A 25,082-nucleotide genomic window follows, 5' to 3' on the forward strand; every position below is an offset into this window, starting at 1 on the left:
TGAGGTGGAAGTGCAGTAATGCATGGAGCTGACAAATACTAATCGGTCGAGGGCTTATCCTGACAGGTTGGGAATGGATGTAAAAGATACAAAAGAGGATTTCAGTGTTCAGTTTTGAAGGTATGAAACAGGGAACTGGACAAATACTTTCAGGTAGGACCCAAGCGAAGGGTCTATTCCTCCTTAGCTCAGTCGGTAGAGCATGCGGCTGTTAACCGCAGTGTCGTTGGTTCGAGTCCAACAGGGGGAGTTAAAAAGCAGCACAGATCGAAAAGACCTGTGTTTTCTTCTGGGAATGCAAATCCAGTGAGAGGTATGTCTGCTTTTACAGTAATCACCTGGCTCCGTGGTCAAGCGGTTAAGACATCGCCCTTTCACGGCGGTAACACGGGTTCGATTCCCGTCGGAGTCATTTCTGACAACATAAGTTGTTTGATTAGGTACCCGTAAGGGTTTTGGACCTTTAGCTCAGTTGGTTAGAGCAACCGGCTCATAACCGGTCGGTCCTGGGTTCGAGTCCCCGAAGGTCCATTTTTGAAATTAGTTAGTTATTTGGCCTAGTGGCTCAGTTGGTTAGAGCGCCGCCCTGTCACGGCGGAGGTCACGGGTTCGAGTCCCGTCTGGGTCGTTTCTTTTAAAAGAAATTATAATTTTATATGCTGGTATGGCGGAATAGGCAGACGCAAGGGACTTAAAATCCCTCGGGGGCAACTCCGTGCCGGTTCAAGTCCGGCTACCAGCACTTTTCTGTAAGGTCTGATTTTGGCATATGCTGAGATTGGATTTTTTTGTTGTTTTATAAAATATAGCATTTTTGAGTGGAGCAAAGGAGCGTTTGTTTCACTTTTTATTCATGACAATAGAATGCTCGCAGAGCGTGCATTCTATTGTCTGTCACAGGAAGATCAAAAAGCCGTCCGAAAGAAAATAGTTTCTGCTCAGACGGCTTTTTATATTAATGATATCTGTTATGAAAATGCCTGTAATTCATACAAGCTGCTTTTACTGAACCGTCCATGCTTCTGCACAGATCGGTGTATCAGCATTGACAGTAATGGTTCCACAGGGACGGTCATCAGGCAGCTCCCAGTAGGCAATGACGGTATCCTGTTTAGCAGAAAGCTCCAGAATGCCGCGGTCAGCGATCAGATGAAGCTCTGTTAAGCCGGCAGGAAGCTGGGTGGCTTTATCTGCACATGTAAAGATACCGGTTGCTGCATCATAGGCGCAGACATTTCCTAAAATGGAGAAGGAAACTTTGCCGGTGCTGCCAAGGGATACGTCAATGCCAACTGCTGCAGGAGAAGTCAGCTCTGCCTGGCAGGATGTGGTGTCAGCTGCGTGGAAGAGTGTGTTCGCTGTTTTTTTTGCATCAAACCATTCATGAACAGGATGCTGTGCAAGAATCCATTCACCATCCTGCTTGATCAGCTCAAGTTCACGGGGCAACGTCAGCATGCCGGTATAGAGACGTTCCGGATTCTGGGTGCGCAGCCACTGAATCAGTACGATGCGGTCAGGTGCGTTATTATAGGTTTGTCCGGCATAAGCGATTTCTGTATAGGAAGCACGTTTGCCGGCGCTGTAGTTGGTAAAGCGGAAGCCGTCAAAATCGCCGATAAAGTATTCACTGGAAGCAGTATAGAAAATCCATTTTTCAGTGCCGTCCGGCGTAGAAATCGGGCGCAGATCGGGGCATTCGTTGGCAGTTTCAAAAGTCAGTTGCTGAGTGATCTCCCAGTGGAGCATATCTGTGGAACGAAGGATGGCATATTCCGTGCCTTTTAAGTAAAGGGACATGATAAATGCTTTGGATTTTTCGTGCCAGTAAACCTTGGGGTCACGGTTGTCTGTTTTGAGAAACGGAACAACTGCTCCCGGAAGCTTCTGCAGAGTGAGACCATGATCGGTGCTGTATGCTGTGTGCTGGGTGTAGTCTTTTCCCTCGCTACAGGCGCTGTCATGGCTGCCGCCGGCTGCGGTATAGAAGAACAGGAGTGCATCCTTGGGAAGGCTTCGATAGAGGTTGCTGTCAGCAACTGCCTGAATTTCATCCCTGTGCTCGTTTGTCAGACCGCAGCCGGAGAAGATGGTTCCCTCTTCATCCGGAAGCATGGCAACAGGAAGCCGTGTCCAGTGGAGCAGGTCTGTACTGGTGGCATGTCCCCAGCTCATATTGTTCCAATTGACACCGAAGGGATTGTGCTGATAATATAAGTGATAGGTTCCATTGTCGTAAACAAGACCATTTGGATCGTTGATCCAGCCTGCGTTGGCTGTAAAGTGGACAGCCGGATGCACTTCGCTGGAGACAGGAAGCTCGTCAGTCTGAGTAACTGCGTCTTCAAAACCTGCAGGAAACTCTGCAGACAGGGTCAGCGTGCGTCCCATCCATTCAGAAACCGGCAGAGGGGAAAGATATTCGTAGGAATAGGTTCCGTTGTCTGCAGCGGCTTCTCCGAAAGGAAAATAAACACATAAAAGAAGCTTTTCGCCGTCAAAAAGTTTCAGGACCCTGGTATCTTTCGGGTGGGATACAACCGGAAGACAGAGAAAAGGATGCTTAATTGTAAGCTGCATATGGAAATCCTCCAATTTTTTTCTTCATCATAAAATGAATGGCGGAAAAAAGTCAATATGGGAAGTGTGGAAAGTACTGTGGGATATCACAGAAAATTGTGAAATAAAAAAGAAGGGTAGAAAACAGGATGAAAACAAAAGGCAAATCCGGTGTTATGGATATGACGCAGGGAAATATGGCGATGCTGATCTTAAGCTTTGCATTGCCGTTGATGTTGGGAAATGTATTTCAACAGTTTTATACGGTGGCTGATACGGCCATTGTGGGAAAAATACTTGGAGTGGATGCGTTGGCAGCACTCGGCACAGTAGAGTCGATAAACTGGCTGGTTCTGGGGACCATTCAGGGAATCACCCAGGGCTTTGGCATCCTTGTTTCCCAGCAGTTTGGTGCCAAAAAAGAGGAGGCGCTTCAGGAAACCATTTTTCATGCGTCTTTTCTGGCAGTAGTGGCGGCGATTTTATTTACCGTTGGTATTCTGATCGGATTACCTGGTTTGGTCGGGATTTTACAGGTTCCTGTTGATATCCGCCCGATCTGTCTGGACTATTTGTATGTGCTCTTTGGTGGTATTCCGCTGATGATGCTCTATAATTTTACTGCGGCTATGCTGCGGGCGTTTGGAGACAGTAAAACACCTCTGACAGCATGTGTTATCGCAGCGCTGTTTAATATTGCGCTGGATTTATATTTTATCCTGGAGCTTGGCTGGGGCGTAAAGGGTGCAGCGCTTGCAACCGTGATCGCCCAGACCCTTGCTTCTGCATATTGTCTGTGGAAGCTGTGCCGGATCGAGGTGCTTGCAGAAAAAAGGAAGGCCGCCAAATGGAGACTTCATGCCGGACTTTGCGGGAAACTGATCTATCTTGGACTACCGATGGCATTTCAGAACCTTGTGATCGCCATTGGAGGCATGATCGTGCAGACTGTGGTAAACAGCTTCGGCGTTGCATTTATCGCAGGCTACACGGCGACGTGCAAGCTTTATGGTATCCTTGAGGTGGCAGCGACCTCCTATGGCTTTGCAATGGTTACCTACACGGGTCAGAACCTCGGTGCGGGAAAAACAGACAGGATCAAGGAGGGAACCAGAATCGGTGTTTTGATCGGTGTGCTGACTTCCTTTGTCATTACCGGACTGATGTTTCTGTTCGGACGAAATATTCTGGGACTTTTCATCTCTTCAGATGCAGCCCAGGGCAGTCAGGCTGCGGTGGTTGCATGGCGCTTTTTGCGGATTATGAGCAGCTTCTTATGGGTACTGTATATTTTACATATCGTCCGCAGCGTGATCCAGGGAATGGGAAATACCGTGATTCCGCTTGTATCCGGAATTTTTGAATTTATCATGAGAACCGGTGCGACGCTGATTTTACCAGTGCTTTTTGGAGAAAATGGAATTTTATTCGCAGAGGTGCTGGCATGGATGGGCGCCGATCTTGTGCTGATTCCGGGATACCTTTATATGCGAAAAAAGCTGCTTTCGGGCAGATCGGACCAAGGTGATGTTCAAAGCGCAGTTTGAAGTTCTGAGAAAGAGAAAAACCAGCCCTACGGCGGGAGGTTCTGACAGGAAGCTCCTGTGCCGCAGGGCTGGTTTTTTTCAGCATCGGTTCTGCTGGTAGTAGCTTAAGAAGTCCGCAATTTTGTCCGCAGATTCCTTAAGTACCTCGATCCGGGGCAGATATACGACCCGGAAGTGGTCAGGCTGCTCCCAGTGGAAGCCTCCGCCATGGATGAGCAGGATTTTTTTGTCGCGCAGAAGATCGAGGGCAAACTGTTCGTCGTTGGTGATATGGAACTTTTTGACGTCGAGCTTCGGGAACATGTAAAAGGCTGCTTTCGGTTTTACAACGCTCAGTCCGGGAATGTCCTTTAATGCCTGATAAATGCACTCACGCTGCTCATAAATCCGTCCGCCAGGCGTTAAATAATTGCTGACGCTCTGGTAGCCGCCGAGGGCAGTCTGGACGATGGACTGCGCGGGAACATTGGAGCACAGGCGCATATTAGAGAGCATGCGGATGCCTTCGATATAGTCCTGCGCGATGGCTTTGTTGCCGCTTAAAATCATCCATCCAATTCGAAAGCCTGCGATCATGTGGGACTTGGACAGACCGCTGAAGGTGACACAGAACAGATCGGGAGCCAGGGATGCGATGGAAATATGCTCGCCGCCGTCCATGACCAGTCGGTCATAAATTTCATCGGAAAAGATGATCAGATGGTGCTGACGCGCGATTTCCACGATTCCTTCCAGAACTTCCTTCGGATAAAGCGCGCCGGTCGGATTGTTGGGATTGATGATGACGATCGCTTTCGTGTGGCGCGTGATCTTTTTTCGAATGTCGGCAAGGTCAGGATACCAGTCTGCCTGCTCGTCGCAGAGATAATGGACGGCTTTGCCGCCTGCAAGCGTTGCGCAGGCAGTCCAGAGCGGGTAGTCGGGGGAAGGGATCAGGATTTCATCCCCGTCGTCCAGCAGGGCGGACATGCTTAAATTGATCAGCTCGCTGACACCGTTTCCCGTGTAGATATCCTCGATGGTGACGTTGGGGATATTTTTTAGCTGTGCATACTGCATGATTGCTTTGCGGGCTGCAAACAGTCCCTTAGCGGGAGAATAGCCTTCGCATTCCGTCAGCTGCTGGCGCATGTCGTAAATGACTTCATCGGGAGTGCGGAAGCCGAAGGGGGCGGGATTGCCGATGTTCAATTTTAAAATCTGAACGCCGGAGGATTCCATCCGTTCCGCTTCATCGACAACCGGACCGCGGACATCGTAAAGAACATTGTTCAATTTGGAAGACTTTTTAAACAGCGTCGGCTGGGAAGCAGACGGAACGGAAAAGTCTGAACCGTCCTGACGGGAAGAAGATTTCTTCTGAACCGAATCGGAACGTTTGGAGAATGCAGAAGATTGAACTGAACCTGCGGCGGAGGAACCGTTGACCGTGTCTGGATGAGGACAAAAATTGAACTCGCTCGAAAGCTTCGTACCGCCTGAGTTCAATTTTTCTGAACTGAAATCCTGTGCAGAACCGGTGCGCCCTGCCAGCCAGTCTGCATCGACCTGGAGGGCATCTGCAAGAAACTGCAGGATCTCAGCGCGGGGCATGGTTTTGCCGTTGACATACTGGCTGATGTGGCTTTTGCCGAGCTTTAAATTCTGTTCTTCCGCGAGATGTAAAAGATCAATCGGTTTCATTTGCTGCTGATTCATGGATTCTTTTAAACGGGATGCAAAAAGTTCATAGGCTATGTTTGACATAGAAGGCTCCTTTCCTACAAACAATAGAATGCACGCTCTGCGAGCATTCTATTGTCATGAATGATACTTGAACATAGAGTTCAAATTGTGAATATAAGTTTAAAAATGAAAAGCAATTTAAATTGAATAAAAGTTCAAAAAAACAGAATACGGAATGATCCATAAAAACCGGATACTGTTGAATTGAATTATAACATAAAATTGAAATGGTTCAAGATAAAAAGCGAAAGTTAAAAATTAAACAAAGGGAACATTCGCAGAAAGATTTGCAGGCAAAAAGTCTTTGCCTTTTGGAATGAAATTTGTTACAATACTAACGATATCAGGTAAACAAAATTTGCTGTAAGAAAGTAATACAGCCGGAAAATCTGCCGGTGTCTTTTGAAGAAGACAGGTAAGTCTCTCCGAAGGGAGCCGGGCGGCAGAAAGACGGAAACGATCGTAACAATTATCGTGATGATCCTTATCAGAATAGGGATAAACCATGGTGGTCACAGGACGATCCGGATCATGAAGAAAAGAATTGCCAGGAAGGGAATTTGTCTTTCAAAAAGACAGGTTCCCTTTTGTTGTGCGAAATTTCGACGATAGAGCAGGTGCAGTTGAACGAAACCGGTGCAGCGGCGGTACGGCAGTTTTTGACATCAGAATAGATTGCAGACAGGAATAAAGTGATGATAAAGGGGAGTAGACTGGGATTTTCCTATTTCTGGGACGGGGAGAGCATTCCGGTATTTGAACAAGCGAATATAGAGCTGAAAGAGGGCGAATGGACGGCGATCCTTGGATGCAACGGCTGCGGAAAGTCCACGCTTGTGCGTCTGATGAATGGATTGCTGCCGCTTCAGAACGGTAATCTTTCTGTAAACGGTATAAATGCAGGAAATCCTGCAAATAAATGGGAACTGTGCAAGATATGTGGCATGGTATTCCAGAATCCGGATAATCAGTTTGTTTCTTCTGTGTTGGAAGAGGATATCGCTTTTGGTCTGGAAAACGCTCAGGTTCCGGAACGGGAGGTTACATCGAAAGTGAAAGCTGCGCTGGAACTGGTCGGGCTGGAAGGGTATGAAAAGCGTTCTCCGTCGAGCTTGTCCGGTGGGCAGAAACAGCGGGCTGCGCTGGCGGGGGTGCTGGCGTTGAACCCGGAGATCCTGATCTTTGACGAGGCGACTTCCATGCTGGACCCGAAAGGACGCCGGGAAGTACTGGCAGAGATGAAAAAGCTGCGCGATTGTGGAAAAACAGTTGTTATGATCACCCATGATGTGGAAGAGGCTGTGTTGGCAGATCAGGTGATTTTGATGGGACGTCCCAATGGACAGAAGGATCCGAATACCGTCCTTGCACAGGGGAGTGTGCGGGAAATTCTGACGGACAGCAGACTGTTGATACAGGCGGGAATTGTACCGCCCATGGCAGTTCGGATGTATGAAGATTTAAAACTGGCGGGAATTGAACTGAACCGATGCCCGCTGACGAAAGAGGAGCTGGCAGAAGCGCTATGCAGATGGAAGTCAGAAAATTAACAGTTGGATATGGAGCAGCCTGGGTGCTGGATCAGGTCAGCCTGCAAATCGGGGCAGGAGAGTTTGTCGGGATCGTCGGGTGCACCGGCTGCGGCAAAACCACGCTGTTAAAGGCGATGGCTGGACTGTTGGAGGTGCAGGACGGAGAAATTCTGCTGGACGGGGAAAATATTTTTTCCAGACGATTCGATCGGGCAGTTCTGCGCAGAAAAGTAGGAATGGTATTTCAGTATCCGGAATATCAGCTTTTTGCACAGACCTTGGAGAAGGATGTGGGCTTCGGACTGAAATACAGCAGACTTAGCCGGGAGGAAAAACAGGAACGCGTCAGATGGGCGCTGGAGCAGATGGGATTTTCCTATGAAGAAATCAAAGATCAGTCGCCGCTTTCTTTATCCGGCGGAGAAAAGCGCAGAGTGGCGATCGCCGGTGTTCTGGCGACAAAGCCGGAGCTTCTGATGCTGGATGAGCCGCTTGCCGGACTGGATCCGATGGCGCGGGAGATGTTTCTGGAATTTCTGGAAGGACTGACAGGGCAGGGCGTATCAGTTGTAATGGTGTCCCACAATGTAGACGCACTGGCACAGCATGCTGCACGGATCATTGGAATGAAGCAGGGCAAAATTGTAATGGATGGAAGCTGTCAGGAGGTATTGGGAGACAGCAGGGCGCTTCGGACGATCGGACTGCTCGGCAGCGAAGCAGCGCAGACCGCGGAGCTTTTGCGGGCAAACGGTGTGCTGCCGGGCAGCGGGCTTCCCGTTACTTATGAGGCGCTGCGGGACGAGATTATCGGTGCGTTGACTGGGGAAAAAGGAGAAAACAGATGATGCAGATGCCGATGGGGCAGTATCGCCCCGGAAATACATTTTTTCATCGGGCGGATGCGAAGGGAAAGCTGCTGGGGCTGTGCCTGGTGATTGCAGCGGTGATCGTGTCCAAAGGGCTGTTTGGCTGTATCGCCGCGGCGGCAGCGGCTCTGACGGTATCGTATCTGGCAGGGATATCCCTGCGGGAGCAGATAAAACAACAAAAAGGGATGTGTCGGTTTTTAGCAGTGATCTTTTTGATGAATGCGTTTTTTTACAGCGGGGAGCATTGCATCTGGGGCTGGTGGATTTTCCGGCTGAGCCGGGAGGGAATCCGGCAGGGGGCGATGGTGGTCGTTCACCTGGTATTGATTTTAGTTTTCTGCATGGTGCTGACGATCACGACAGAGCCGATGGAAATCACGCATGGGCTGGAGGAGCTGCTTTCACCGCTTTCGAAGGTCGGTGTTCCGACGGAAGAAATCGCGATGATTCTGGGGGTTGCAATGCAGTTTATCCCGGTGCTGGGAGAGGAAGCGGAGACAATCCGGATGGCGCAGACTGCACGAGGGGCTCGGTTTGAAAGCAAAAAGCTGACAGAGCGTGCGGCGAGCTTTCTGCCGTTGGTCATTCCGGTGTTTCTGGCAGCGTTTCGTCGGGCGGATGAACTGGCGTGTGCGATGGAGGCGAGAGGTTATCGCGGGCCGGGGCGGCGAACAAAGAAGAAAAAATCACTGCCAAACCGCAACGGGAATGTGGCGATTGCCGCGAGTGCGATTTTTTTGATTATGCAGGTATTCCTGCAAAAATAGAAAATAATGCATGAAAAATCCCATGATGAAATGCAAATCAGAGGGATGAAATCGAAATGAAAAATTACCGCAGCGCAGTCTGAAAAAAGATGAGGGACTGCGTCGTGTGTAATAGATATTTTTTTCAAGGAGGAGAAATGTTATGTCTCAAATGTCTCAGGTAAAACGCGCAATGATTACGGCTGTATGTATTGCGCTGTGTGTGGTGCTGCCGATGGCGTTCCATTCCATTCAGAATGCAGGGGCGATTTTTTGCCCGATGCATATTCCGGTACTGCTTTGCGGTCTGCTGGTGGGCTGGCCTTATGGTCTGCTGTGCGGCCTGGCAGGTCCGCTGTTATCCAGCCTGCTGACCGGTATGCCTGCGATGGGTTATCTGCCCTGCATGATGGTGGAGCTTGGCGCGTATGGCCTGCTTTGCGGTCTGTTCATGAAATTTGTGCGCACCGGAAAAATTTATGCGGATCTGTACATCAGCCTTGTTTGTGGTCTGTTGATCGGTCGTGTGATCGCCGGTCTCTTTAGAGCACTGATCTTTTCGCCGGGAAGCTATTCCCTGGCAGCATGGGCAACCGGATATTTTGTAACCTGTCTGCCCGGTCTGGTGATTCAGCTTGTTTTGGTTCCGAGTATCGTATTTGCGCTGATGAAAGCCAGACTCGTGCCGATGCGCTATCCTGCAAAGCACTGAATATTGAAACAGAAATAAAATGTCATGTGGTTCCCCCAAATGTCAGACACTGCATTGTCCAGAAAATATGAACGAATTTAGAATATTTTTCGTTTGGTTTGCTGATATAGTTGTGGAAGTGCGGAAAAAATAATGTTACAATAATACTGGTTTAAGAGTGACAAAAACGGGGGGACCAACCAGCGAATGAAAAAAAATACAACGAAAGTGATCAAAGAAGCGAACAAATATCTGGTAATGCAGTGCATACAGGCCTTTGAGCCTGTTACGCTGGAAAAAATTGCGGAAAAGACACTGCTGAGTCGTCCTACGATCCTGGAGATCATCAATTCTTTTAAAGAAGAAGGAATTGTAGTAAACGGCGGTTTTCGGGAATCGACAGGAGGACGGCCTCCGCAGTTGCTGTGCATAAATGGAGATTCTGCGTATGCGATTGGAATTGATTTTGAATTTCCGACAATCCGGATCGCGCTTGCAAATGCGAAACGGGAAATTGTGGGCAGACGGAAAATCCTGTTTAAGATAGATACGCAGGCGGAAGAGGTTTTGGCGCGGATGCTCAGGGAGCTTGAGCATCTGCTGGAAGAATTTTCCTCTGTGCGGCCCAGGATCGTCGGGATCGGTGTCGGGATTTGCGGAACGATTCGAAAGACAGAAGGCAGATCCCTGCACATCACGAGAATCCGGGGCTGGGAGCATGTTGAATTGCAGCGGATTCTGCAGGAAAAATTTCATCTTCCGGTTTATGTAAATAATGACGTGCATTTACTGGCGCTTGTAGAAAAGAAGAAGTATATGCGGGAGGACAATTCGGATTTTGTTTATATTGGAATCCGTTCCGGCATAGGCAGTGCATACATGTATCAGAATAAACTGATGGATGGGGTACAGGGCAATGCCGGTTATATCGGGCATACTGTATTGAATGCAGAAGGTTCGATGTGTGTCTGCGGCAATCGCGGGTGTCTGGATGCCTATGCAGGAGAACTGGCATTGAATCGCAGGTATCAGGAACTGACAAATAGTGAAAACGAGTCGTATTATACAATGCGGGATTTTATGAAGCTGTCCCGAAATGGGGATGCAGTCAGCCAGAAAATTTTAAAGGATGCTGCTTTTTATCTCGGGATCACGATTTCGAACCTGATCAAGATACTGGAACCCAAAATGGTGCTGATTGCAAGCTGTGAGCCGTTAAAGGGGACAACATATTGGAATATCATGGAAGAAACCATAAAAAAATATCACATCAACGAGATGGAAACGAAGCTGGAGCTGAGAGAGGCACAGCTTTTAGAGGATGACTATGCATTGGGAGCATGCTGTTATGTTTTCGAATATTTATTTGAAACGCCGCGTTTGTCCCTGGCAATCTTGTGAGGCACAACAATAGAATGCACGCTCTGCGAGCATTCTATTGTCATGAATGAAAAAAGAAAAGCTGTCCTGTGATGAAAAACGGATCACAGGACAGCTTTTTTATCGCAAAGAAAATCCGGCTTCTATAGGATAAAAAACGTTTTGCAGGATGGTCAGGTTTTTGAAAGTCTGGTGCTGCAGGCTTAGTCAATCTTTCCGGCACCAAATTCAGGGAAATCCGAAATCGTGCGTTCGAATCCTCCGCAGACGTTGGTTGCGCTGACGACGAAAAGAGGCAGCTTTTCATAGCCCTCGTTTATGCACTCGAAGGAGCCGTCGGTTTTGAAACAGGAAACCACGTCTTCTAAGGTGCGGACGGCGAGAGCGGGATTTTGCTGTGCAAGACACCAGATCATCCAGCCGGAGGCAGTTGCCCAGTAAGCACCGTTCTGGTAGGTCTCAGGTTCGACATCGATCAGCAGGCGCTCCCAGTATTGTCCTTTTAAGAGGTGGCGAACCTGACCGCGGTAGACGCAGGCATCATAATTTTTTCCCAGAAAAGAGAGAACCGCCTGTTTTTCGTCCGTAGAGCAGGGAAAGCCGATGTAAAGCATGTACGCCATGCCCCAGATGTCGTACTGATGGCAGTCTTTTGTTGCGGCATAAAAAGCGCCGGCAGCAGGATCAAACAGCAGGGAAAGGGAGCGCTCGACAGATTCGGCAGCTTCTGCGAAGTGGTCCGGATTTCCGACACCGTAGGTTTTGCACATGTGTTCCATCATGCGGCAGGCGCGCCAGTAGAGCAGGGATTCCATGTAAAGCGTGCCGGTTTTGCCGATGGTATCGGTGAAGCCGTAAGGAGAATGGGGTTTCTGAACGTCATTGTAGACCAGACCGTTTTCGTCGATGGGCAGCAGGAACAATCCCTGCTCGAGATCGGCCTCCCATTCGGTAAACAGAGGCAGAAAGGCTTCCGGATCCATCCGTCTGGAAAGGCTGTCTACGGTGAAAATCAAAAACGGTGTATTGTCGAGATTCGCTTCTCCGACGGGAGCTGCAGCGATTCCGGCGGCGTAAACAGCCAGACCGTCTGTCGTCACCCGGTCTGGCATCCATCCGTCGGCACGGCGGTGACGGACCGCATAGCGGATGCAGTTTACAATATCCTGATCCGGAATGGCGAAGCCTGCGTATTCCACCATATAGGAAAAATCGCGGAGCCACAGTCCGTCATAGCTGGCAGTGCCGTCCGGGGTATAAATCACAGTGCCGTCTGCAGCTGTGCGGCGGCAGCCATGGACAAGATCGGAGGCGAGAGCACGTAAATATTGTGTCGTATTTGTGTACATTGGTTGAAGGCTCCATTCTAAAGTGTATTTTTATTACTTTAACGTTAAAAGGTGCGGAAGCAGCCGGTCGAGCACCGCTTTGTAGCCGTTTGCGTACATGTGCATCCCTTCTACGGTATATTCTGCTTTTAACTGTCCCTTTTCATCCTTGATGTCATCGTTGGCGTCTATGTAGGCTGCACCGACCTCGGCGGCGAGCTCTTTTACCATCTCGTTGGCGCGGCAGATACAGTCATTGTTGCGGACTTTTAACACTTCTTTCATGCCTGCGGCGGCGACCTCCGGATTGACCGGATAATAGGCGAGCAGAAACAGCTTTGCCTGTGGAAGATGTTCGCGGATGCCGGAAAGAATGGTGCGATAGCGGTTGTGCAGAACGTCTGGCGTGCAGGCGGGATCGTTTAAGTCGTTGGTTCCGATGTTGATAAAAATGTAGGCGGGACGGAGCGCATAAACGCAGTCCTGCATGCAGGCGAGCATTTCCGATGTGGTAAAGCCGCCGACACCGCGGTTATAGATGGTCAGCGGAAGGTCAAAATCCGCGATAAATTCCTGGATGGGAAACTGTTCCATCAGGCTGGAGCCTGCAAACAGGATCTGTCCGGGTTTGACGAACTCGTTGAGATAGCGAAAACGCATAACCCGGTCAATTTTCCCGCATCTCCATGTAGAGCCTGATTCAGTTTGTTGTAAAATTCTATGTCCATGAAAAACCTCCTTAGGATGTATAAAAATAATGTCGCAATGCGGTCATGGAAACGAAAGCAGGATGCAGAGAAACAGCATTCTGGACGCACATAAACGGATTTTTGTGTACGATAAAAAGAAAACCGGGACAGGCTGTAAATAGCGTGTCCCGGAATTGTACAGCCGGTTTATGTTTGACAATAGAAGGTTCGCAGAGTGAACTGTAACTTTTATTATTCATGACAATAGAATGCTCGCAGAGCGTGCATTCTATCGTATTGCAGTGATCGTAACCGCGTGCAGATAGGCGTCGGAGCCAGACGCACAGGTAACGGAAATGCGCTGGTTGGTGACCAGAACCCTGCAGCCGTTGATTGCGTTGACGGAATCGAGCTTGATTTCCATCTGTCCCTGAGGTGTATCGAGGAAAAGCATATTTTCGGTTGAGTTCCCGTTTACCGTGCCGGTGGCGGTCAGCGTGGAAGCGGTATTGACAGAAGCCGAGGAGCTGCTTCTTGCGCCGACTGTGGTAACGGCGTGTAGATAGCCATCATTGCCGTGGTAATAATAAACGGTCAGGGAACGTCCACTTGTCATCATCAGACCCTTTAAGGTGTTTGCATTGTTGTCGATTACAAACTGCATCGTGCCTCCGGTGGTGGAGAGATAGAGCAGGTTGTTGGTCGTTTTGGAATCTACCGTGCCGTTTATGAACGGATAAGCAGAGTTATCGCCGTTTACAGATGCAGAGGTATTGGCTGCAGAAGAAGCGTCCGCGATTTTTACAGCGTGGAGATATGCGTCAGAGCCGCGTCCGCAGGTAATGCGGTATTTGCCGTTTAAAACAAGGAAGGCACAGCTGCCCATCTCGGTAGAAGGATCCAGCCGGATGATCATCTCACCCTGAGGAGTATCCAGATGCAGATCGTTGTCCTTTGTATTTTTGTTGAGGGTTCCGGTGACGTCAACTGTGTTGTTGGTATCTACAATGACATTGCCGATCTGATTGCCGGTGGAAATTTTAGTTGCATGCAGATAGCCGTCGTTGCCGCCGGTAACGGTGACGGAAATTGCCTGATCGGGCAGCAGGATTTTACCGGCAGTGGTGTCAGTGGCATTATCGATCTTAATCTCCATTTTGCCCTGGGGGGTATCCAGCAGCAAAAGGCTGCCGGTGGTGCCGGACATGACTTTACCCTGCACGGTAACTGTATTAGCTGCTTGCGCAGGAAGCAGAAAAGCCGGTGTAAAGAGCAGGGACAGAACCAGACAGGCTGTTAAAACAAGCCCGAAATGTTTGTGCATTTTCATAAGGAAGCCTCCGTTCAATAAAATCCGTGTCAGTACAGGAAAACAGACCTGTATCAAGATAGTTTCATCATATAATAAGCCCATTTAAAAAGCAAGAAAAGTTGTCAGAAAAAAGAGATTCTGGTACACTATGGATTACAAGCTCACTCGTGGCTTTTTACAGGAAGCGGGTGAACGGACGGGCGCGCATGAATGGCGCGGGTGAACGGATTGCCGGGCAAAACAGACTTTGGAAGCAACCGGAAATTTTTTGAGGAATGGGGAACTCAGAATGATCAACAGGGAAGATATGCTGGAACTGACCAGACGGATGACACCGAGCCGCACCTGCATGAATCGGATCGCGGGCGGATATATGGATGAGGACGGCTTTCTGGACGGAAGCTTTAACATACATTTTCTGAAGCTTTCCGGGGAAGAAAAGGCGAAGAACCTCGCGCTTGCAAAGGCGGTTCCTTTTTCGAAGACAAATGAACAGCTAAAAGAATACGAATTTTCACCGACACAGGAAAGGCCCGGAAGCCTGTGGCAGCTGTTGATGGCGATGCGGGAGGCGAGGCTCAAAAATGACGCCCTGAACGAAACGTTTTATGAACTGGTCGGTGAGCATTATCAGAGCGTTGGAAAAGATTACGCGGTCTTTTTGTTTCACGGAACCTATGACGTCCCGCTCAAAGCGTCCGACAAGGAAAGTCTGTGGGAGTCTGAAGAGGTGTACGATTTTTTAGTGTGCACGATCAGTCCGCTGGAGGGCGAATACGAGCCTGGTGAACCGGAGTGGGGCTTTTTGTTCCCTGCCTTTTCTGACCGCAGTACAGAAATCCATCGAATCGATATTTTTCAGAAAAATGCAATGGCATCCCAGACAGAGCTGATGAAAAAGCTGTTTCCTTAGAAAACAGTGACGCAGCAAGCTGCAGTCCGTTCCTGTATGCTGATGATACAGTATTTTATTGTGCTTTGGGAAGCTGCGTAAAGATTGCGTAAAGAATATCTGCGCAGAGCTGCCAGCGGTTGACAGGAGCCAGTAGTTAAGGTATTCTGGGAAAGATGTAATTGGAAAAACGAAAATTTTAGGAGGATATTCATGATTAAAGAAGCAATTGGAGGCTTTTGTATGGCGCTGGCGGACAGCGTTCCCGGTGTATCCGGCGGTACGGTGGCCTTTATTATGGGGTTTTATGACCAGTTTATCGGTTCGGTCCATGACCTTGCCTTTGGCAAGATGGAAGATAAGAAAAAAGCAATCGCCTATCTGATCAAACTGGGTATCGGATGGATCATCGGCATGGGGCTTGCGGTTGTCATCCTGTCAGCGCTGTTCGAAAGTCATATTTATGTGGTAAGCTCTCTGTTTATCGGATTTATTGCGGGCGCGATTCCGCTGATCATCCGGGAAGAAAGGGATGGCTTCAAGCAGTTTGGCAAGGGCATTTTATTCCTGATCCTAGGTATTGTGTTGGTGGCTGGGATCACCTGGTTAAACGGCAGAGCCGGAACCTCTTCGATGGATCTGAGCCACTTCCAGCTCGGAAATGCGATTAAACTGTTCTTTATCGGAATGATTGCGATTTCTGCGATGTTTTTACCCGGTATTTCCGGTTCCACCCTGCTTTTGATCTTCGGTGTATACATTCCGGTGATTTCTGCGATCCGCGCAGCGCTGGGGCTGCAGCTTTCCTATGTACCGAACCTGATCTTCTTTGGACTTGGTATCGTAGCAGGAGCATGTAGTGTTGTAAAGATTATCAAGGTTTGCCTGGAGCGCTTCCGCCCCCAGACGCTGTACTGCATCGTCGGCATGATGGTGGGCTCCTTCTATGCAATCGTGATGGGACCGACAACGCTGGAAGAAGCGCAGGCTCCGCTGACTTTCTCCAGCTTTCATTGGATTGCCGGCATCATCGGACTGGCGCTGGTGCTGGGCATGCAGTTTGCAAAAGAAAAGGGAAAGAAAGCCTGAAAAACAGCGTGCAGCTTGTCTCCGGATAGGAGAAAGGCTGCACGTTTTTTTCATGACAATAGAATGCTCGCAGAGCGTGCATTCTATTGTTTATCACAGAAACGTGTGTCCTGTGATACAAAAGCCCTCCGGACGGGAGACCACTGTAGCGTACATTATCCCCGCCCGAGGATCGCGTCGAGATCCTGTGGCGCAGCGGTGATTGGCGTCAGTGAGTAGCGGTGGACGAGAAGCTGCACGACAGATTCGGACAAAAAGGCGGGCAGGGTCGGACCGAGGTATATATTTTTGACACCAAGGGCAAGCAGGGTGAGCAGGATGCAGACCGCCTTCTGTTCATACCAGGAAAGCACGAGTGTCAGAGGCAGTTCGTTGATGCCGCAGCCAAAGATTTCGGCGAGGGCCTGCGCAACGTAGATCGCACTGTAGGCATCGTTGCACTGCCCCATGTCGAGAATGCGCGGGATGCCGTTGATTTCTCCGAGGTCGAGGTCGTTGAAGCGGTATTTGCCGCAGGCAAGGGTCAGGACGATGGAATCCATCGGTGCTTGTTTGACAAATTCCGTGTAGTAATTTCTGCCGGGATGTGCGCCGTCGCAGCCGCCGACGAGGAAAATGTGTCGGATCGCGCCGGTTTTGATTGCTTCGACAAGCTGCGGGGCGCAGGAGAGGACGGCAGCGTGAGCAAAGCCGGTCGTCAGCATGTGCCCGCCGTTGATGCCGCTCATGCTCTGGTCGCGTTCATAGCCGCCAAGGCGCAGGGCATGACGGATGACCGGGGAAAAATCCTTATGCCCGTGTTCGTCAGCTTCAATATGAGTCAGTCCCTCATAACCAACGACGGAGGTCGTATAAATCCGATCCTGATAGCTGGGACGCTGCGGCATCAGGCAGTTGGTCGTAAACAGCACCGGGGCGGGGATGTCCTGGAATTCCTGCTGTTGGCTCTGCCAGGCGGTGCCGAAGTTTCCTGCAAGGTGCGGATATTGGTTCAGACCGGGATAGCCGTGGGCAGGAAGCATTTCGCTATGGGTATAAACATTGATGCCGGTTCCTTTCGTCTGTTCGAGAAGCTGGTGCAGGTCTTCCAGATCGTGCCCGGAAACAACGATGAAGGGACCTTTTTTGATGTCCGTGTGCACTCGTGTCGGAACGGGATTGCCGAACGCGGTCGTGTTGGCGGTATCCAAAAGCTTCATGCAGCGATAGTTGACCCTGCCGAACTCCATAATCAGGGAAAGCCATTCTTCGGCGGAATGCGTTTTGGTCAGCTCGGTGAGCCCGCGGTAAAACCAGCCGTCCACCTCCGGGTCATGAAAGCCGAGACGAGCTGCGTGATGCGCGTAGGCAGCCATGCCCTTTAAGCCGAACAGAAGCGTGGAGCGCAAGGAAACGGTGTCGGTGTCGCCCTCCCAGAGAGGGGCGATGAAGCGTTCCTTTCTCTCCGATCCGGGGCTGTCAAGGCGCCTGCGCATTGCCCGGACGCGGTCGGTAAAGCGCTTGATGGAAGCGTCATCGAAGTTGACATTGGTAAGGGTGGTAAAAAGACCATCGGCCAAAAGGGCGGTGCAGGAATCTGTCTGCACCCCTGCCTCCATGGCGGCATGCGAAAGGCGGATCAGTTCTTCGACGAGCAGATCCTGCAAAAGCGCTGTGGACGGCTGCTTGCCGCAGACGCCCGTTTTGATGCAGCCGGTATTTCCGGCAGTCTGCTGACACTGAAAACAGAACATATCTGACATAAGCATCTTCCTTTTCTTTTTTCTGAAACGCTGTACGCCAAATGGCCTCAAATTGCAGAGCGTTCGACACACAGCGTTTTGTTTCCGGATTAGTATGAAACGGGAGAAGAAAAATATACGAAATCCTTTATCAGATTGTGTACAGAAAAAGAAAAAACGGGTATAATTCTATGAAAATGGAATTGTTTGAAAAGAAACACAAAGGAGAAAGATTGAAAAATAAAATTTTTCAATCGCGAGATTTGTGTCTGCGCGCACTTGACACAAACTCGGCATGCGCAAAAAGCGTGCGCAGAAATGAGGAGAAAAATGGTAAAGCATGTGATTTTATGGCAGTTAAAGGATTCTTTTACAGAAGAAGAAAAAACGGAAATCAAGGCGGGCATTAAAGCTGGTCTGGAAGGGCTTGCAGGGCAGATTCCCGGTCTGCTTTCCATTCAGGTACATACAGAAGGGCTTTCTTCTTCCAATGCGGATCTGATGCTGGATTCCTGCTTTGCAGATGCAGCTTCCCTGAAAGGCTATTCCGTACATCCGGCCCATGTGGCGGTTGCGGACGGCAAGGTGCGCCCGAACGTGAAATGCCGCGTGTGCATGGACTATGAGGTGACAGAGGCCTGAAAAAGGGATGCAACAATAGAATGCACGCTCTGCGAGCATTCTATTGTCAGGAATAAAAGTGGCAAAATGCCATTGCTTTTTCAAAATTTGATGTTTATAATAATTTATAGTGTTTAGAAATTCAAAGACAAAGGCAGGTGAATGAAATGGATAGCTGCGATGCTCACGGGCGAAGTCGCTGCATAGGATGGGAAGCAGAAAAAGCACAGAGACGCAGCAGATCCGTTTCGTTCTGAGCCTTTTTTCTGTTCAGTTCTTTCTTCTTCATGGCGATAGAGTTTCTATTGTTCCTGTCCTATGGAATCCCAATAGCACGACAAGTCAGGTGAAAAGCAGGTTGCAGAAGATGCCGCAGGCGTGGATCAACGCAAAGGGGCTTCTTTTTGTTGCGTGATTTATGCAGAAGATGGTGTCTCTGTGTGCAAGTTTGGAGAAGAAAGGAGACGGGAGAGATGGAGACAAAGGACTATACTCAAGAAATCATTGACATTATCCGGAGCAATACCTCCCCGGCGGTGATGAGCAGCCGACTGGAGGATTACCATGCCAATGACCTTGCGGAAGTTCTCAAAAAGCTGACGGTACAGGAACGCTGCAAGCTGTACCGGATTCTGGATAAGGATATGCTTTCGGATATTTTAGAATATACGGAAGCAGATGAAGCAGCAGAGTACTTAAAAGAAATGGAACCGCGTAAGGCTGCGGCGATCCTTTCAGGAATGGAGACAGACTCGCTGGCAGAAGTACTGCGCATGCTCGATAAAGGCAAAAAGCGTCTGTTGATCGATCTGCTGGATGACGATGTCCGCCACGATATCGAAGTGATCGCATCCTTCGATGAGGATGAGATCGGCAGCAGGATGACCACTAACTGTATTATCATCCAGAAAAATGTTACCGTGAAGGAAGCAATGAGCAGCCTGATCTGTCAGGCAGCCAAAAACGATAATATTTCTACAATTTTTGTCGTAAGCAGCCAGCAGAAATTTTTCGGTGCCATCGACTTAAAAGACCTGATTATTGCAAGGCAGGATCATCCGCTTGAGGAGCTGGTTGTAACCTCTTATCCGTATGTATATGCGGAGGAAGAGATCGACGAGTGTATCGAACGCCTGAAGGATTATTCTGAGGATTCGGTTCCTGTCCTGGATAACGATAACCGCCTGTTGGGCGTCATCACATCCAGCAGCATCATCGAGCTGGTTGATGACGAAATGGGCGAGGATTACGCAAAGCTGGCTGGTTTGACGGCAGAAGAGGATCTCAAGGAGCCGTTAAAGGAAAGCATGAAAAAAAGAATGCCGTGGCTGTTGATCCTGCTTGCTCTCGGCATGGTTGTTTCGTCGGTTGTAGGCATGTTTGAGACAGTTGTGACGCAGCTGCCGATCATCATGTGCTTCCAGTCCCTGATTCTGGATATGGCAGGTAACGTCGGTACACAGTCCCTGGCTGTGACGATCCGGGTATTGATGGACGAATCCCTGACAGGCAAGCAGAAGGCAGAGCTTGTCTTTAAGGAAATGAGGATAGGCTTATGCAACGGTGGTTTGTTGGGACTGATGTCCTTTGTACTGATCGGACTCTATATTTTTGCAATCAAAGGAAAGACCCTCGTCTTTTCCTATGCGGTATCTGCATGCATCGGTGTCGCCCTGCTTCTGGCAATGCTGATCTCCAGCGCGGTTGGTACGTGTATTCCGCTGTTTTTCAAAAAGATCAAGGTCGATCCGGCAGTTGCTTCCGGTCCTTTGATTACGACCATCAACGACCTTGTTGCGGTAGTGTCCTACTACGGCTTGAGCTGGCTGTTTTTGATCGAGTTCTTCCATATGGCGGGTTAATTCTTACGGAGAATTAAGAAATTCCTTCAGAAAAATAAGCTTTTGTTTAGAAAAAATTTCGGAAAAGCCTCTGCGGCTGTTTGGAATTTGCCTTTATGATAAGGGCAAATGAAACAAACGACTGCGGAGGTTTTTTTATGGATATCGATAGAGAAAAGGAAGGAAAGTGCCTGACGGTGACAGTGCCCTGCTATAATTCGGAAAGCTATCTGGAACGGTGTGTGGAATCCCTTTTAAAAGAGCGCGACGGGCTGGAAATTATTCTGGTGGATGATGGGTCGACGGATAGAACCGGACAGCTTGCAGATCAGTATGCGCGTGCATACCCGGATGTGGTTCGGGTTGTGCACAAGAAAAACGGCGGGCACGGTTCCGGTGTCAACGCAGGGCTGATGCTTGCAAACGGAATTTATTTCAAGGTTGTGGATTCGGACGATTGGCTGGATGAGGCTGCATTTCATAAGCTGATGAGCGTCCTGCGTTTCTGGTGCCGGACAAAGGAGGAAAAACGCCCCGACCTGGTTGTCTGCAACTATGTATACGATCATCTGGAAGAGGGAAAAACGAAAGCAGTCCGCTACGGAAATCTTTTTCCCGAGCAAAAAATCTGCAGGTGGGACGAAATCGGCTGTTTTTCGCCGGAACAGTATCTTGTCATGCATGCGCTGATTTTTCGGACGGGAGTGCTGTATGACTGTGGGTTAAAGCTTCCGGAGCATACGTTTTATGTGGACAACCTGTTTGCAAATTGCCCGCTTCCGTTCGTGCAGCGGATTTATTATCTGAATGAGGATTTGTACCATTATTATCTGGGGCGCGAGGATCAGTCGGTTAACGAAAAAGTGCTCGTGTCGCGCATCGATCAGCAGATTCTCGTGACGCAGCTCGGCAACCGGTTCGTCGGGTCGGACGCGGTGCAGAACACTGAACCGAAGCTGCGCCGCTATCTCTACCGCAACAGCTCGATTATGATGGCGATTTCCACGATCCATCTGCTGATGCTCGGAAAAGAAGGGCGGCAGCGCAGAAAAAAGCTCTGGCAGTCATTAAAAAAAGAGAATCCGAAGCTCTATCGAAGGCTGCGGCTTGGCAGCATCAGCGGTCTGACCTGTCTGCCAGGTGCGCCTGGGGCGGCGGTGGTGATCGGAGGATACCGCATGGCGCGCCGGATCTGGCAGTTTCAGTGAGGGTGCGGCGATGAAGAATAGGAAAAAGCAGGATAATGCTACGGCGCAGTCCGCAATCTACGTTGGCTTTGTAGACACGCCTGGTCTGTTCGCTTCGATCATTCGCCGAGTGATCGGGCAGAATTATGTGCACGTCGTGCTGGGCTTCGATCCGGAGTTGAAAGAAGCCTACAGCATTGGCAGGCGCAATCCGGCGGTTCCGCTGTTTGCAGGTTTTGAACGGGAAAATCGGGAAAAAATTCTGAAAAAATATCCGACCGCGCGCTATCAGGTCTGCCGCGTGGCATGTACGAAAGTACAGAGGGAAGCGCTGCAGCAGGAGGCAAAGACGGAATGGGAACGACGCTTTACCCATCATTATATGGTGATCGGGCTTTTGTTTTTGTTAGCTGGAATCGCCTTTGACCAGAAAAATCACGACACCTGTTCGTCGTGGCTGGCGCGTGTAACCCAGAAGGTCGGCCTGCAGGAATGGCAAAAGCCGTTTCCCCTTGTCACGCCGCGGGATGTGTATGAACAGCTGGGAAAAGACAGCTGTGTGGGAACGCTTGTATTCGAGGGGACACTGGCAGAGCTGGTGGAGGGCAGCGCAGCGGTCGTGGCTTCGGAGGCGGGCTGCGCGGTAGGAACTGCAGCGGCATCGGAATTTGCTGGCACGGGTCGTGACTGGCGGCCGCGTCCGGCGATGAATTGATGGATGTTCGTGCTGCATGCGCAGCAGCGCAGTCATGGCGCGCACATGTTTTGGGGTGCTGCGTGCCTGTAGAATGGAGAGGAATATGAAGGCTCGAAAAAAAGATACGCCTGCAGGCGGACGAAAAAATTATTTTTTGGAGACACTGCTGTTTTTGGCGGTGATGGTACTCACGCTGCGGTTTTGCTTTAGCGGGCAGAAGCCGCAGGAGATCTGGGCAGCGGTAAAGAGTATGCGGGGAATGAGTCTGGCCGGGGCGGTGGCACTCGGCCTTTTCTTTGTCTGTATGGAAGGGACGATCATAAGGATTCTGCTTGGGGCAGCAGGCGGAAAAAGCGGACTTCTGACATGTATCAGCTATTCGTTTCTCGGATTTTTTTATTCCGGAATCACACCGTCCGCGACCGGCGGACAGCCGATGCAGCTCTATGAAATGAAGAAGGATGGAAACAGCGTCAGCAGCAGTACGGTCGTACTGATGGTCACAGCGGTGTGCTATAAGCTGGTGTTAGTTTGTATCGGTACATTTCTGCTGATTTTTCAGGGGAAAATGCTGCGGCAATATCTTGGCGGATATTTCGGTCTGTATCTTCTGGGGCTGTTTTTGAATCTGGCGATCACGTTCGTCGTGACTGGAATGATTGTCCTGCCGCAATGGATAATCGCAGGGGAAAATATTTTTGACCGATTGTTCGTGAAACTGCATTTGTGGAAAGCTTCGGGAAGCGCAGGCAGACAGGAAAAGGTGCGGTGCTTCGTGCAGGAATATCATCGGGCAGTCCTATTTTTAAAAGAGCATCCGGGGCGGCTTGCGGCAGCATTTTCACTGACCTTTGTGCAGAGAAACAGCGCATTTGTGATTACCTGGCTGGTGTACTGCGGAATGGGGCTTTTCGGGACAAATTTGTGGAGCGTCGTCTTTTTACAGGCGGCGGTGACGCTGGCAGTGGACATGCTTCCGGTGCCCGGCGCGCAGGGAATTACGGAGCTCGTGTATCGGAGCGCGTTTGCACAGATTTTCATCGGAGGGACGTTACCTGTGTCGATGATCGTCAGCAGGGCGGCGTCGTTTTATGTGCCGATGGCGGTCGGGCTTGCAACCGTGCTCTGGAGGATGGCGCGTAAGGCAGGAAAGAGCGGGTGGAAGCAGGCTGCGTAAATCAGCCACATCCATATCTCCATAACTGGTGTGCATGGTTTTGCTGGAATGACCGTTTCTGCTGTTGTCTGTTTCTTTGTTACGATAATCATACTTGGAATATCCTAATTCTTCATCCAGTTCCTCGTCCAAAGCACCTTCCAATAGGACAGACATCATGTCACGCATGATGCCATTTACATCGGTGCCGTCTTTGATGCTGATATCATTATTTTTCAGATAATCACGCATCATTTCTCTCATTGCTGCTTTTTGTGGGCTATCTTTTCTTCTTGCCATAAAAATAACCTCCAAAACTGAGTAATTTTATCTTACATCAGTTTGGAGGTTTACACAAACTTTGGGATACTCCCATGAGGTATCTTATATAATGAATTATTATAGAATGAGAGCCGCAAATGCGGCTCTCATTTCATTTCATGGATAAATAAATAATAAAGCTGGAAAAATCTAACGCTGTACGCGACCAGAGCCATCTCCATTTGCCAGTTTTTCTACATCGGAAACACTGACACGGTTAAAGTCACCGATAATGCTGTGCTTCAGGCAGGAGGCTGCAACAGCAAATTCCAGTGCAGCTGATAGTTCCTGATAGTGATTCAGACCGTAAATAAGTCCGCCTGCAAAGCTGTCACCACCACCTACTCGGTCTACGATATCGGTAATGTGATATTTTTTTGATTCATAAAAATGAGCTCTGTTGTTGATGCAGGCTGCCCAATCATTATGATCTGCACTCTTGGATTCCCGTAATGTAATAGCAATAAGCTTCATATTGGGATAGGAAGCAAGCACCTTATCACCAAGGGCTTTGTATTTACTGCGATCAAGGCTGCCGGATTCTACATCTATGTCAACGGTGATTTCCAGAGATTTCTGTACATCTTCTTCATTGGCGATGGCAATGTCCACGTAGCTTGCCAGTTCGCGCATGACCTCAGAAGCTTTCTTGCCATATTTCCATAAATTTTTACGAAAATTCAGATCACAGGAAACTGTAATGCCCTTTTCTTTGGCTGCTTTTACACTTGCAAGGCTTAACTCCATTGCGGTTTCAGATAACGCTGGGGTGATACCGGTAATATGATACCAGTCTATACCATCAAATATCTCATTCCAGTTAAAAAGCTCCGGTTGTGCAATAGCGATAGAGGAACCACTGCGGTCATAGGTGACCTTACTGGGAAGCTGATTTGCACCGCTTTCCAGAAAATAGATTCCCATACGGCCTTCACCGCGTTTTACTTTTGAAACATCAACACCGAACTGGCGAAGCTCTTTTATACATTCATCGCCGATGACATTATTTGGTAAGACAGTGCAATACTGCACATCCATACCAAAGTTTGCGAGTGAAACAGCAACATTGGCTTCACCGCCGCCAAAGGAGGCTTCCATAATGGGAGACTGGAAAAAACGTTCCAGGCCAGGCGGTTTTAAACGCAGCAAAATTTCGCCAAAAGTTAATATTTTCAT

Annotated in this window: 20 protein-coding genes, 5 tRNA genes and 2 pseudogenes; 18 read left to right on the plus strand and 9 right to left on the minus strand. The window is 49.4% G+C overall.

Annotated elements, in window-relative coordinates:
* Positions 1–177: 177 nt before the first annotated feature.
* The 5 genes from OCV62_RS09315 (at position 178) to OCV62_RS09335 (ending at position 742) form a co-directional block, all read left to right on the plus strand.
* Positions 178–250, plus strand: a tRNA-Asn gene (locus tag OCV62_RS09315).
* A gap of 90 nt (positions 251–340) precedes the next feature.
* Positions 341–412, plus strand: a tRNA-Glu gene (locus OCV62_RS09320).
* Between the two features lie 45 nt (positions 413–457).
* A tRNA-Ile gene (locus tag OCV62_RS09325) sits at positions 458–531 on the plus strand.
* Positions 532–554: 23 nt separating this feature from the next.
* Positions 555–628 (plus strand) — tRNA-Asp (locus OCV62_RS09330).
* Between the two features lie 30 nt (positions 629–658).
* A tRNA-Leu gene (locus tag OCV62_RS09335) sits at positions 659–742 on the plus strand.
* 260 nt (positions 743–1,002) lie between these two features.
* On the opposite strand, the gene OCV62_RS09340 is transcribed toward OCV62_RS09335, so the two are convergent.
* The gene (locus tag OCV62_RS09340) at positions 1,003–2,580 is read right to left on the minus strand and encodes a glycoside hydrolase family 32 protein (RefSeq protein ID WP_262586252.1); all 1,578 of its coding nucleotides are present in this window, start codon (positions 2,578–2,580) and stop codon (positions 1,003–1,005) included.
* A 128-nt stretch (positions 2,581–2,708) separates the two neighbouring features.
* Between OCV62_RS09340 and OCV62_RS09345 the strand changes: the two genes are divergently transcribed.
* Complete coding sequence (locus OCV62_RS09345; protein ID WP_262586255.1) at positions 2,709–4,106, plus strand: MATE family efflux transporter; 1,398 nt, start codon at positions 2,709–2,711, stop codon at positions 4,104–4,106.
* A gap of 78 nt (positions 4,107–4,184) precedes the next feature.
* On the opposite strand, the gene OCV62_RS09350 is transcribed toward OCV62_RS09345, so the two are convergent.
* Both OCV62_RS09350 and OCV62_RS18455 read right to left on the minus strand, forming a co-directional pair.
* Entirely contained in the window at positions 4,185–5,402 is a 1,218-nt protein-coding gene (locus tag OCV62_RS09350; RefSeq protein ID WP_334308294.1) for an aminotransferase class I/II-fold pyridoxal phosphate-dependent enzyme, read from the minus strand.
* A 285-nt stretch (positions 5,403–5,687) separates the two neighbouring features.
* Positions 5,688–5,852, minus strand: a pseudogene (locus OCV62_RS18455) (aminotransferase class I/II-fold pyridoxal phosphate-dependent enzyme); the annotation flags it as partial.
* A gap of 674 nt (positions 5,853–6,526) precedes the next feature.
* Here OCV62_RS18455 and OCV62_RS09355 point away from each other — a divergent pair.
* The 5 genes from OCV62_RS09355 to OCV62_RS09375 all read left to right on the plus strand — a co-directional run bounded on the left by OCV62_RS09355 (position 6,527) and on the right by OCV62_RS09375 (position 11,073).
* The gene (locus OCV62_RS09355; protein WP_262586261.1) at positions 6,527–7,381 is read left to right on the plus strand and encodes an ATP-binding cassette domain-containing protein; all 855 of its coding nucleotides are present in this window, start codon (positions 6,527–6,529) and stop codon (positions 7,379–7,381) included.
* Positions 7,363–8,211: an energy-coupling factor ABC transporter ATP-binding protein gene (locus OCV62_RS09360; protein ID WP_262586263.1), complete on the plus strand. Its 849-nt coding sequence runs from the start codon at positions 7,363–7,365 to the stop codon at positions 8,209–8,211. Before OCV62_RS09355 ends, OCV62_RS09360 begins: the two co-directional genes overlap by 19 nt.
* Positions 8,208–9,002 carry an energy-coupling factor transporter transmembrane component T family protein gene (locus OCV62_RS09365; protein ID WP_262586265.1) on the plus strand — a complete coding sequence of 265 codons (795 nt, stop codon included), beginning with the start codon at positions 8,208–8,210 and terminating at the stop codon, positions 9,000–9,002. The genes OCV62_RS09360 and OCV62_RS09365 overlap by 4 nt, the downstream gene beginning before the upstream one ends.
* Positions 9,003–9,144: 142 nt before the next feature.
* Positions 9,145–9,693 (plus strand): ECF transporter S component, encoded by a 549-nt coding sequence (locus OCV62_RS09370; RefSeq protein WP_262586267.1) that lies wholly within the window; start codon positions 9,145–9,147, stop codon positions 9,691–9,693.
* 186 nt (positions 9,694–9,879) lie between these two features.
* Complete coding sequence (locus OCV62_RS09375; RefSeq protein WP_262586269.1) at positions 9,880–11,073, plus strand: ROK family protein; 1,194 nt, start codon at positions 9,880–9,882, stop codon at positions 11,071–11,073.
* Between the two features lie 182 nt (positions 11,074–11,255).
* Here OCV62_RS09375 and OCV62_RS09380 read toward each other — a convergent pair whose 3' ends face one another.
* The 3 genes from OCV62_RS09380 to OCV62_RS09390 all read right to left on the minus strand — a co-directional run bounded on the left by OCV62_RS09380 (position 11,256) and on the right by OCV62_RS09390 (position 14,399).
* Positions 11,256–12,401: a hypothetical protein gene (locus tag OCV62_RS09380; protein WP_262586271.1), complete on the minus strand. Its 1,146-nt coding sequence runs from the start codon at positions 12,399–12,401 to the stop codon at positions 11,256–11,258.
* A 33-nt stretch (positions 12,402–12,434) separates the two neighbouring features.
* Positions 12,435–13,040 carry a GDSL-type esterase/lipase family protein gene (locus OCV62_RS09385; protein ID WP_262586273.1) on the minus strand — a complete coding sequence of 202 codons (606 nt, stop codon included), beginning with the start codon at positions 13,038–13,040 and terminating at the stop codon, positions 12,435–12,437.
* 318 nt (positions 13,041–13,358) lie between these two features.
* Entirely contained in the window at positions 13,359–14,399 is a 1,041-nt protein-coding gene (locus OCV62_RS09390) for a hypothetical protein (RefSeq protein ID WP_262586275.1), read from the minus strand.
* A gap of 271 nt (positions 14,400–14,670) precedes the next feature.
* Here OCV62_RS09390 and OCV62_RS09395 point away from each other — a divergent pair, with 271 nt between their 5' ends.
* Both OCV62_RS09395 and OCV62_RS09400 read left to right on the plus strand, forming a co-directional pair.
* Positions 14,671–15,294 (plus strand): DUF4317 domain-containing protein, encoded by a 624-nt coding sequence (locus tag OCV62_RS09395; protein WP_262586277.1) that lies wholly within the window; start codon positions 14,671–14,673, stop codon positions 15,292–15,294.
* Between the two features lie 192 nt (positions 15,295–15,486).
* Complete coding sequence (locus OCV62_RS09400) at positions 15,487–16,362, plus strand: DUF368 domain-containing protein (protein WP_262586279.1); 876 nt, start codon at positions 15,487–15,489, stop codon at positions 16,360–16,362.
* A gap of 155 nt (positions 16,363–16,517) precedes the next feature.
* On the opposite strand, the gene hcp is transcribed toward OCV62_RS09400, so the two are convergent.
* Positions 16,518–18,095: a hydroxylamine reductase gene (gene hcp, locus OCV62_RS09405; RefSeq protein ID WP_334308295.1), complete on the minus strand. Its 1,578-nt coding sequence runs from the start codon at positions 18,093–18,095 to the stop codon at positions 16,518–16,520.
* Positions 18,096–18,413: 318 nt separating this feature from the next.
* Between hcp and OCV62_RS09410 the strand changes: the two genes are divergently transcribed.
* The 5 genes from OCV62_RS09410 to OCV62_RS09430 all read left to right on the plus strand — a co-directional run bounded on the left by OCV62_RS09410 (position 18,414) and on the right by OCV62_RS09430 (position 23,606).
* Complete coding sequence (locus OCV62_RS09410) at positions 18,414–18,725, plus strand: Dabb family protein (protein ID WP_262586423.1); 312 nt, start codon at positions 18,414–18,416, stop codon at positions 18,723–18,725.
* Between the two features lie 452 nt (positions 18,726–19,177).
* Entirely contained in the window at positions 19,178–20,566 is a 1,389-nt protein-coding gene (mgtE, locus tag OCV62_RS09415) for a magnesium transporter (RefSeq protein ID WP_262586282.1), read from the plus strand.
* A gap of 137 nt (positions 20,567–20,703) precedes the next feature.
* Complete coding sequence (locus tag OCV62_RS09420) at positions 20,704–21,753, plus strand: glycosyltransferase family 2 protein (RefSeq protein ID WP_118497525.1); 1,050 nt, start codon at positions 20,704–20,706, stop codon at positions 21,751–21,753.
* Between the two features lie 10 nt (positions 21,754–21,763).
* Positions 21,764–22,447, plus strand: a complete 684-nt coding sequence (locus OCV62_RS09425; protein ID WP_262586284.1) for a hypothetical protein — start codon at positions 21,764–21,766, stop codon at positions 22,445–22,447.
* An 85-nt stretch (positions 22,448–22,532) separates the two neighbouring features.
* On the plus strand, positions 22,533–23,606 hold the full coding sequence (locus OCV62_RS09430; RefSeq protein WP_262586286.1) for a lysylphosphatidylglycerol synthase transmembrane domain-containing protein: 1,074 nt from the start codon (positions 22,533–22,535) through the stop codon (positions 23,604–23,606).
* A gap of 3 nt (positions 23,607–23,609) precedes the next feature.
* Here the strand turns inward: OCV62_RS09430 and OCV62_RS09435 are convergent.
* Positions 23,610–23,885, minus strand: a pseudogene (locus OCV62_RS09435) (transposase); the annotation flags it as partial.
* 171 nt (positions 23,886–24,056) lie between these two features.
* Positions 24,057–25,082, minus strand: a complete 1,026-nt coding sequence (locus tag OCV62_RS09440) for a sugar kinase (protein WP_117962447.1) — start codon at positions 25,080–25,082, stop codon at positions 24,057–24,059.

The sequence above is a fragment of the Gallintestinimicrobium propionicum genome (assembly GCF_025567525.1).
In the GTDB taxonomy this organism is placed as follows: Bacteria; Bacillota; Clostridia; order Lachnospirales; family Lachnospiraceae; genus Gallintestinimicrobium; species Gallintestinimicrobium propionicum.

Bases quoted from the DNA above. Each gene is read 5' to 3' on its own strand.
- OCV62_RS09340 (WP_262586252.1), bottom strand. From the start codon at position 2,580: ATGCAGCTTACAATTAAGCATCCTTTTCTCTGTCTTCCGGTTGTATCC.
- OCV62_RS09345 (WP_262586255.1), top strand. From the start codon at position 2,709: ATGAAAACAAAAGGCAAATCCGGTGTTATGGATATGACGCAGGGAAAT.
- OCV62_RS09355 (WP_262586261.1), top strand. From the start codon at position 6,527: ATGATAAAGGGGAGTAGACTGGGATTTTCCTATTTCTGGGACGGGGAG.
- OCV62_RS09360 (WP_262586263.1), top strand. From the start codon at position 7,363: ATGGAAGTCAGAAAATTAACAGTTGGATATGGAGCAGCCTGGGTGCTG.
- OCV62_RS09365 (WP_262586265.1), top strand. From the start codon at position 8,208: ATGATGCAGATGCCGATGGGGCAGTATCGCCCCGGAAATACATTTTTT.
- OCV62_RS09370 (WP_262586267.1), top strand. From the start codon at position 9,145: ATGTCTCAAATGTCTCAGGTAAAACGCGCAATGATTACGGCTGTATGT.
- OCV62_RS09375 (WP_262586269.1), top strand. From the start codon at position 9,880: ATGAAAAAAAATACAACGAAAGTGATCAAAGAAGCGAACAAATATCTG.
- OCV62_RS09380 (WP_262586271.1), bottom strand. From the start codon at position 12,401: ATGTACACAAATACGACACAATATTTACGTGCTCTCGCCTCCGATCTT.
- OCV62_RS09385 (WP_262586273.1), bottom strand. From the start codon at position 13,040: ATGCGTTTTCGCTATCTCAACGAGTTCGTCAAACCCGGACAGATCCTG.
- OCV62_RS09390 (WP_262586275.1), bottom strand. From the start codon at position 14,399: ATGAAAATGCACAAACATTTCGGGCTTGTTTTAACAGCCTGTCTGGTT.
- OCV62_RS09395 (WP_262586277.1), top strand. From the start codon at position 14,671: ATGATCAACAGGGAAGATATGCTGGAACTGACCAGACGGATGACACCG.
- OCV62_RS09400 (WP_262586279.1), top strand. From the start codon at position 15,487: ATGATTAAAGAAGCAATTGGAGGCTTTTGTATGGCGCTGGCGGACAGC.
- hcp (WP_334308295.1), bottom strand. From the start codon at position 18,095: ATGTTCTGTTTTCAGTGTCAGCAGACTGCCGGAAATACCGGCTGCATC.
- OCV62_RS09410 (WP_262586423.1), top strand. From the start codon at position 18,414: ATGGTAAAGCATGTGATTTTATGGCAGTTAAAGGATTCTTTTACAGAA.
- mgtE (WP_262586282.1), top strand. From the start codon at position 19,178: ATGGAGACAAAGGACTATACTCAAGAAATCATTGACATTATCCGGAGC.
- OCV62_RS09420 (WP_118497525.1), top strand. From the start codon at position 20,704: ATGGATATCGATAGAGAAAAGGAAGGAAAGTGCCTGACGGTGACAGTG.
- OCV62_RS09425 (WP_262586284.1), top strand. From the start codon at position 21,764: ATGAAGAATAGGAAAAAGCAGGATAATGCTACGGCGCAGTCCGCAATC.
- OCV62_RS09430 (WP_262586286.1), top strand. From the start codon at position 22,533: ATGAAGGCTCGAAAAAAAGATACGCCTGCAGGCGGACGAAAAAATTAT.
- OCV62_RS09440 (WP_117962447.1), bottom strand. From the start codon at position 25,082: ATGAAAATATTAACTTTTGGCGAAATTTTGCTGCGTTTAAAACCGCCT.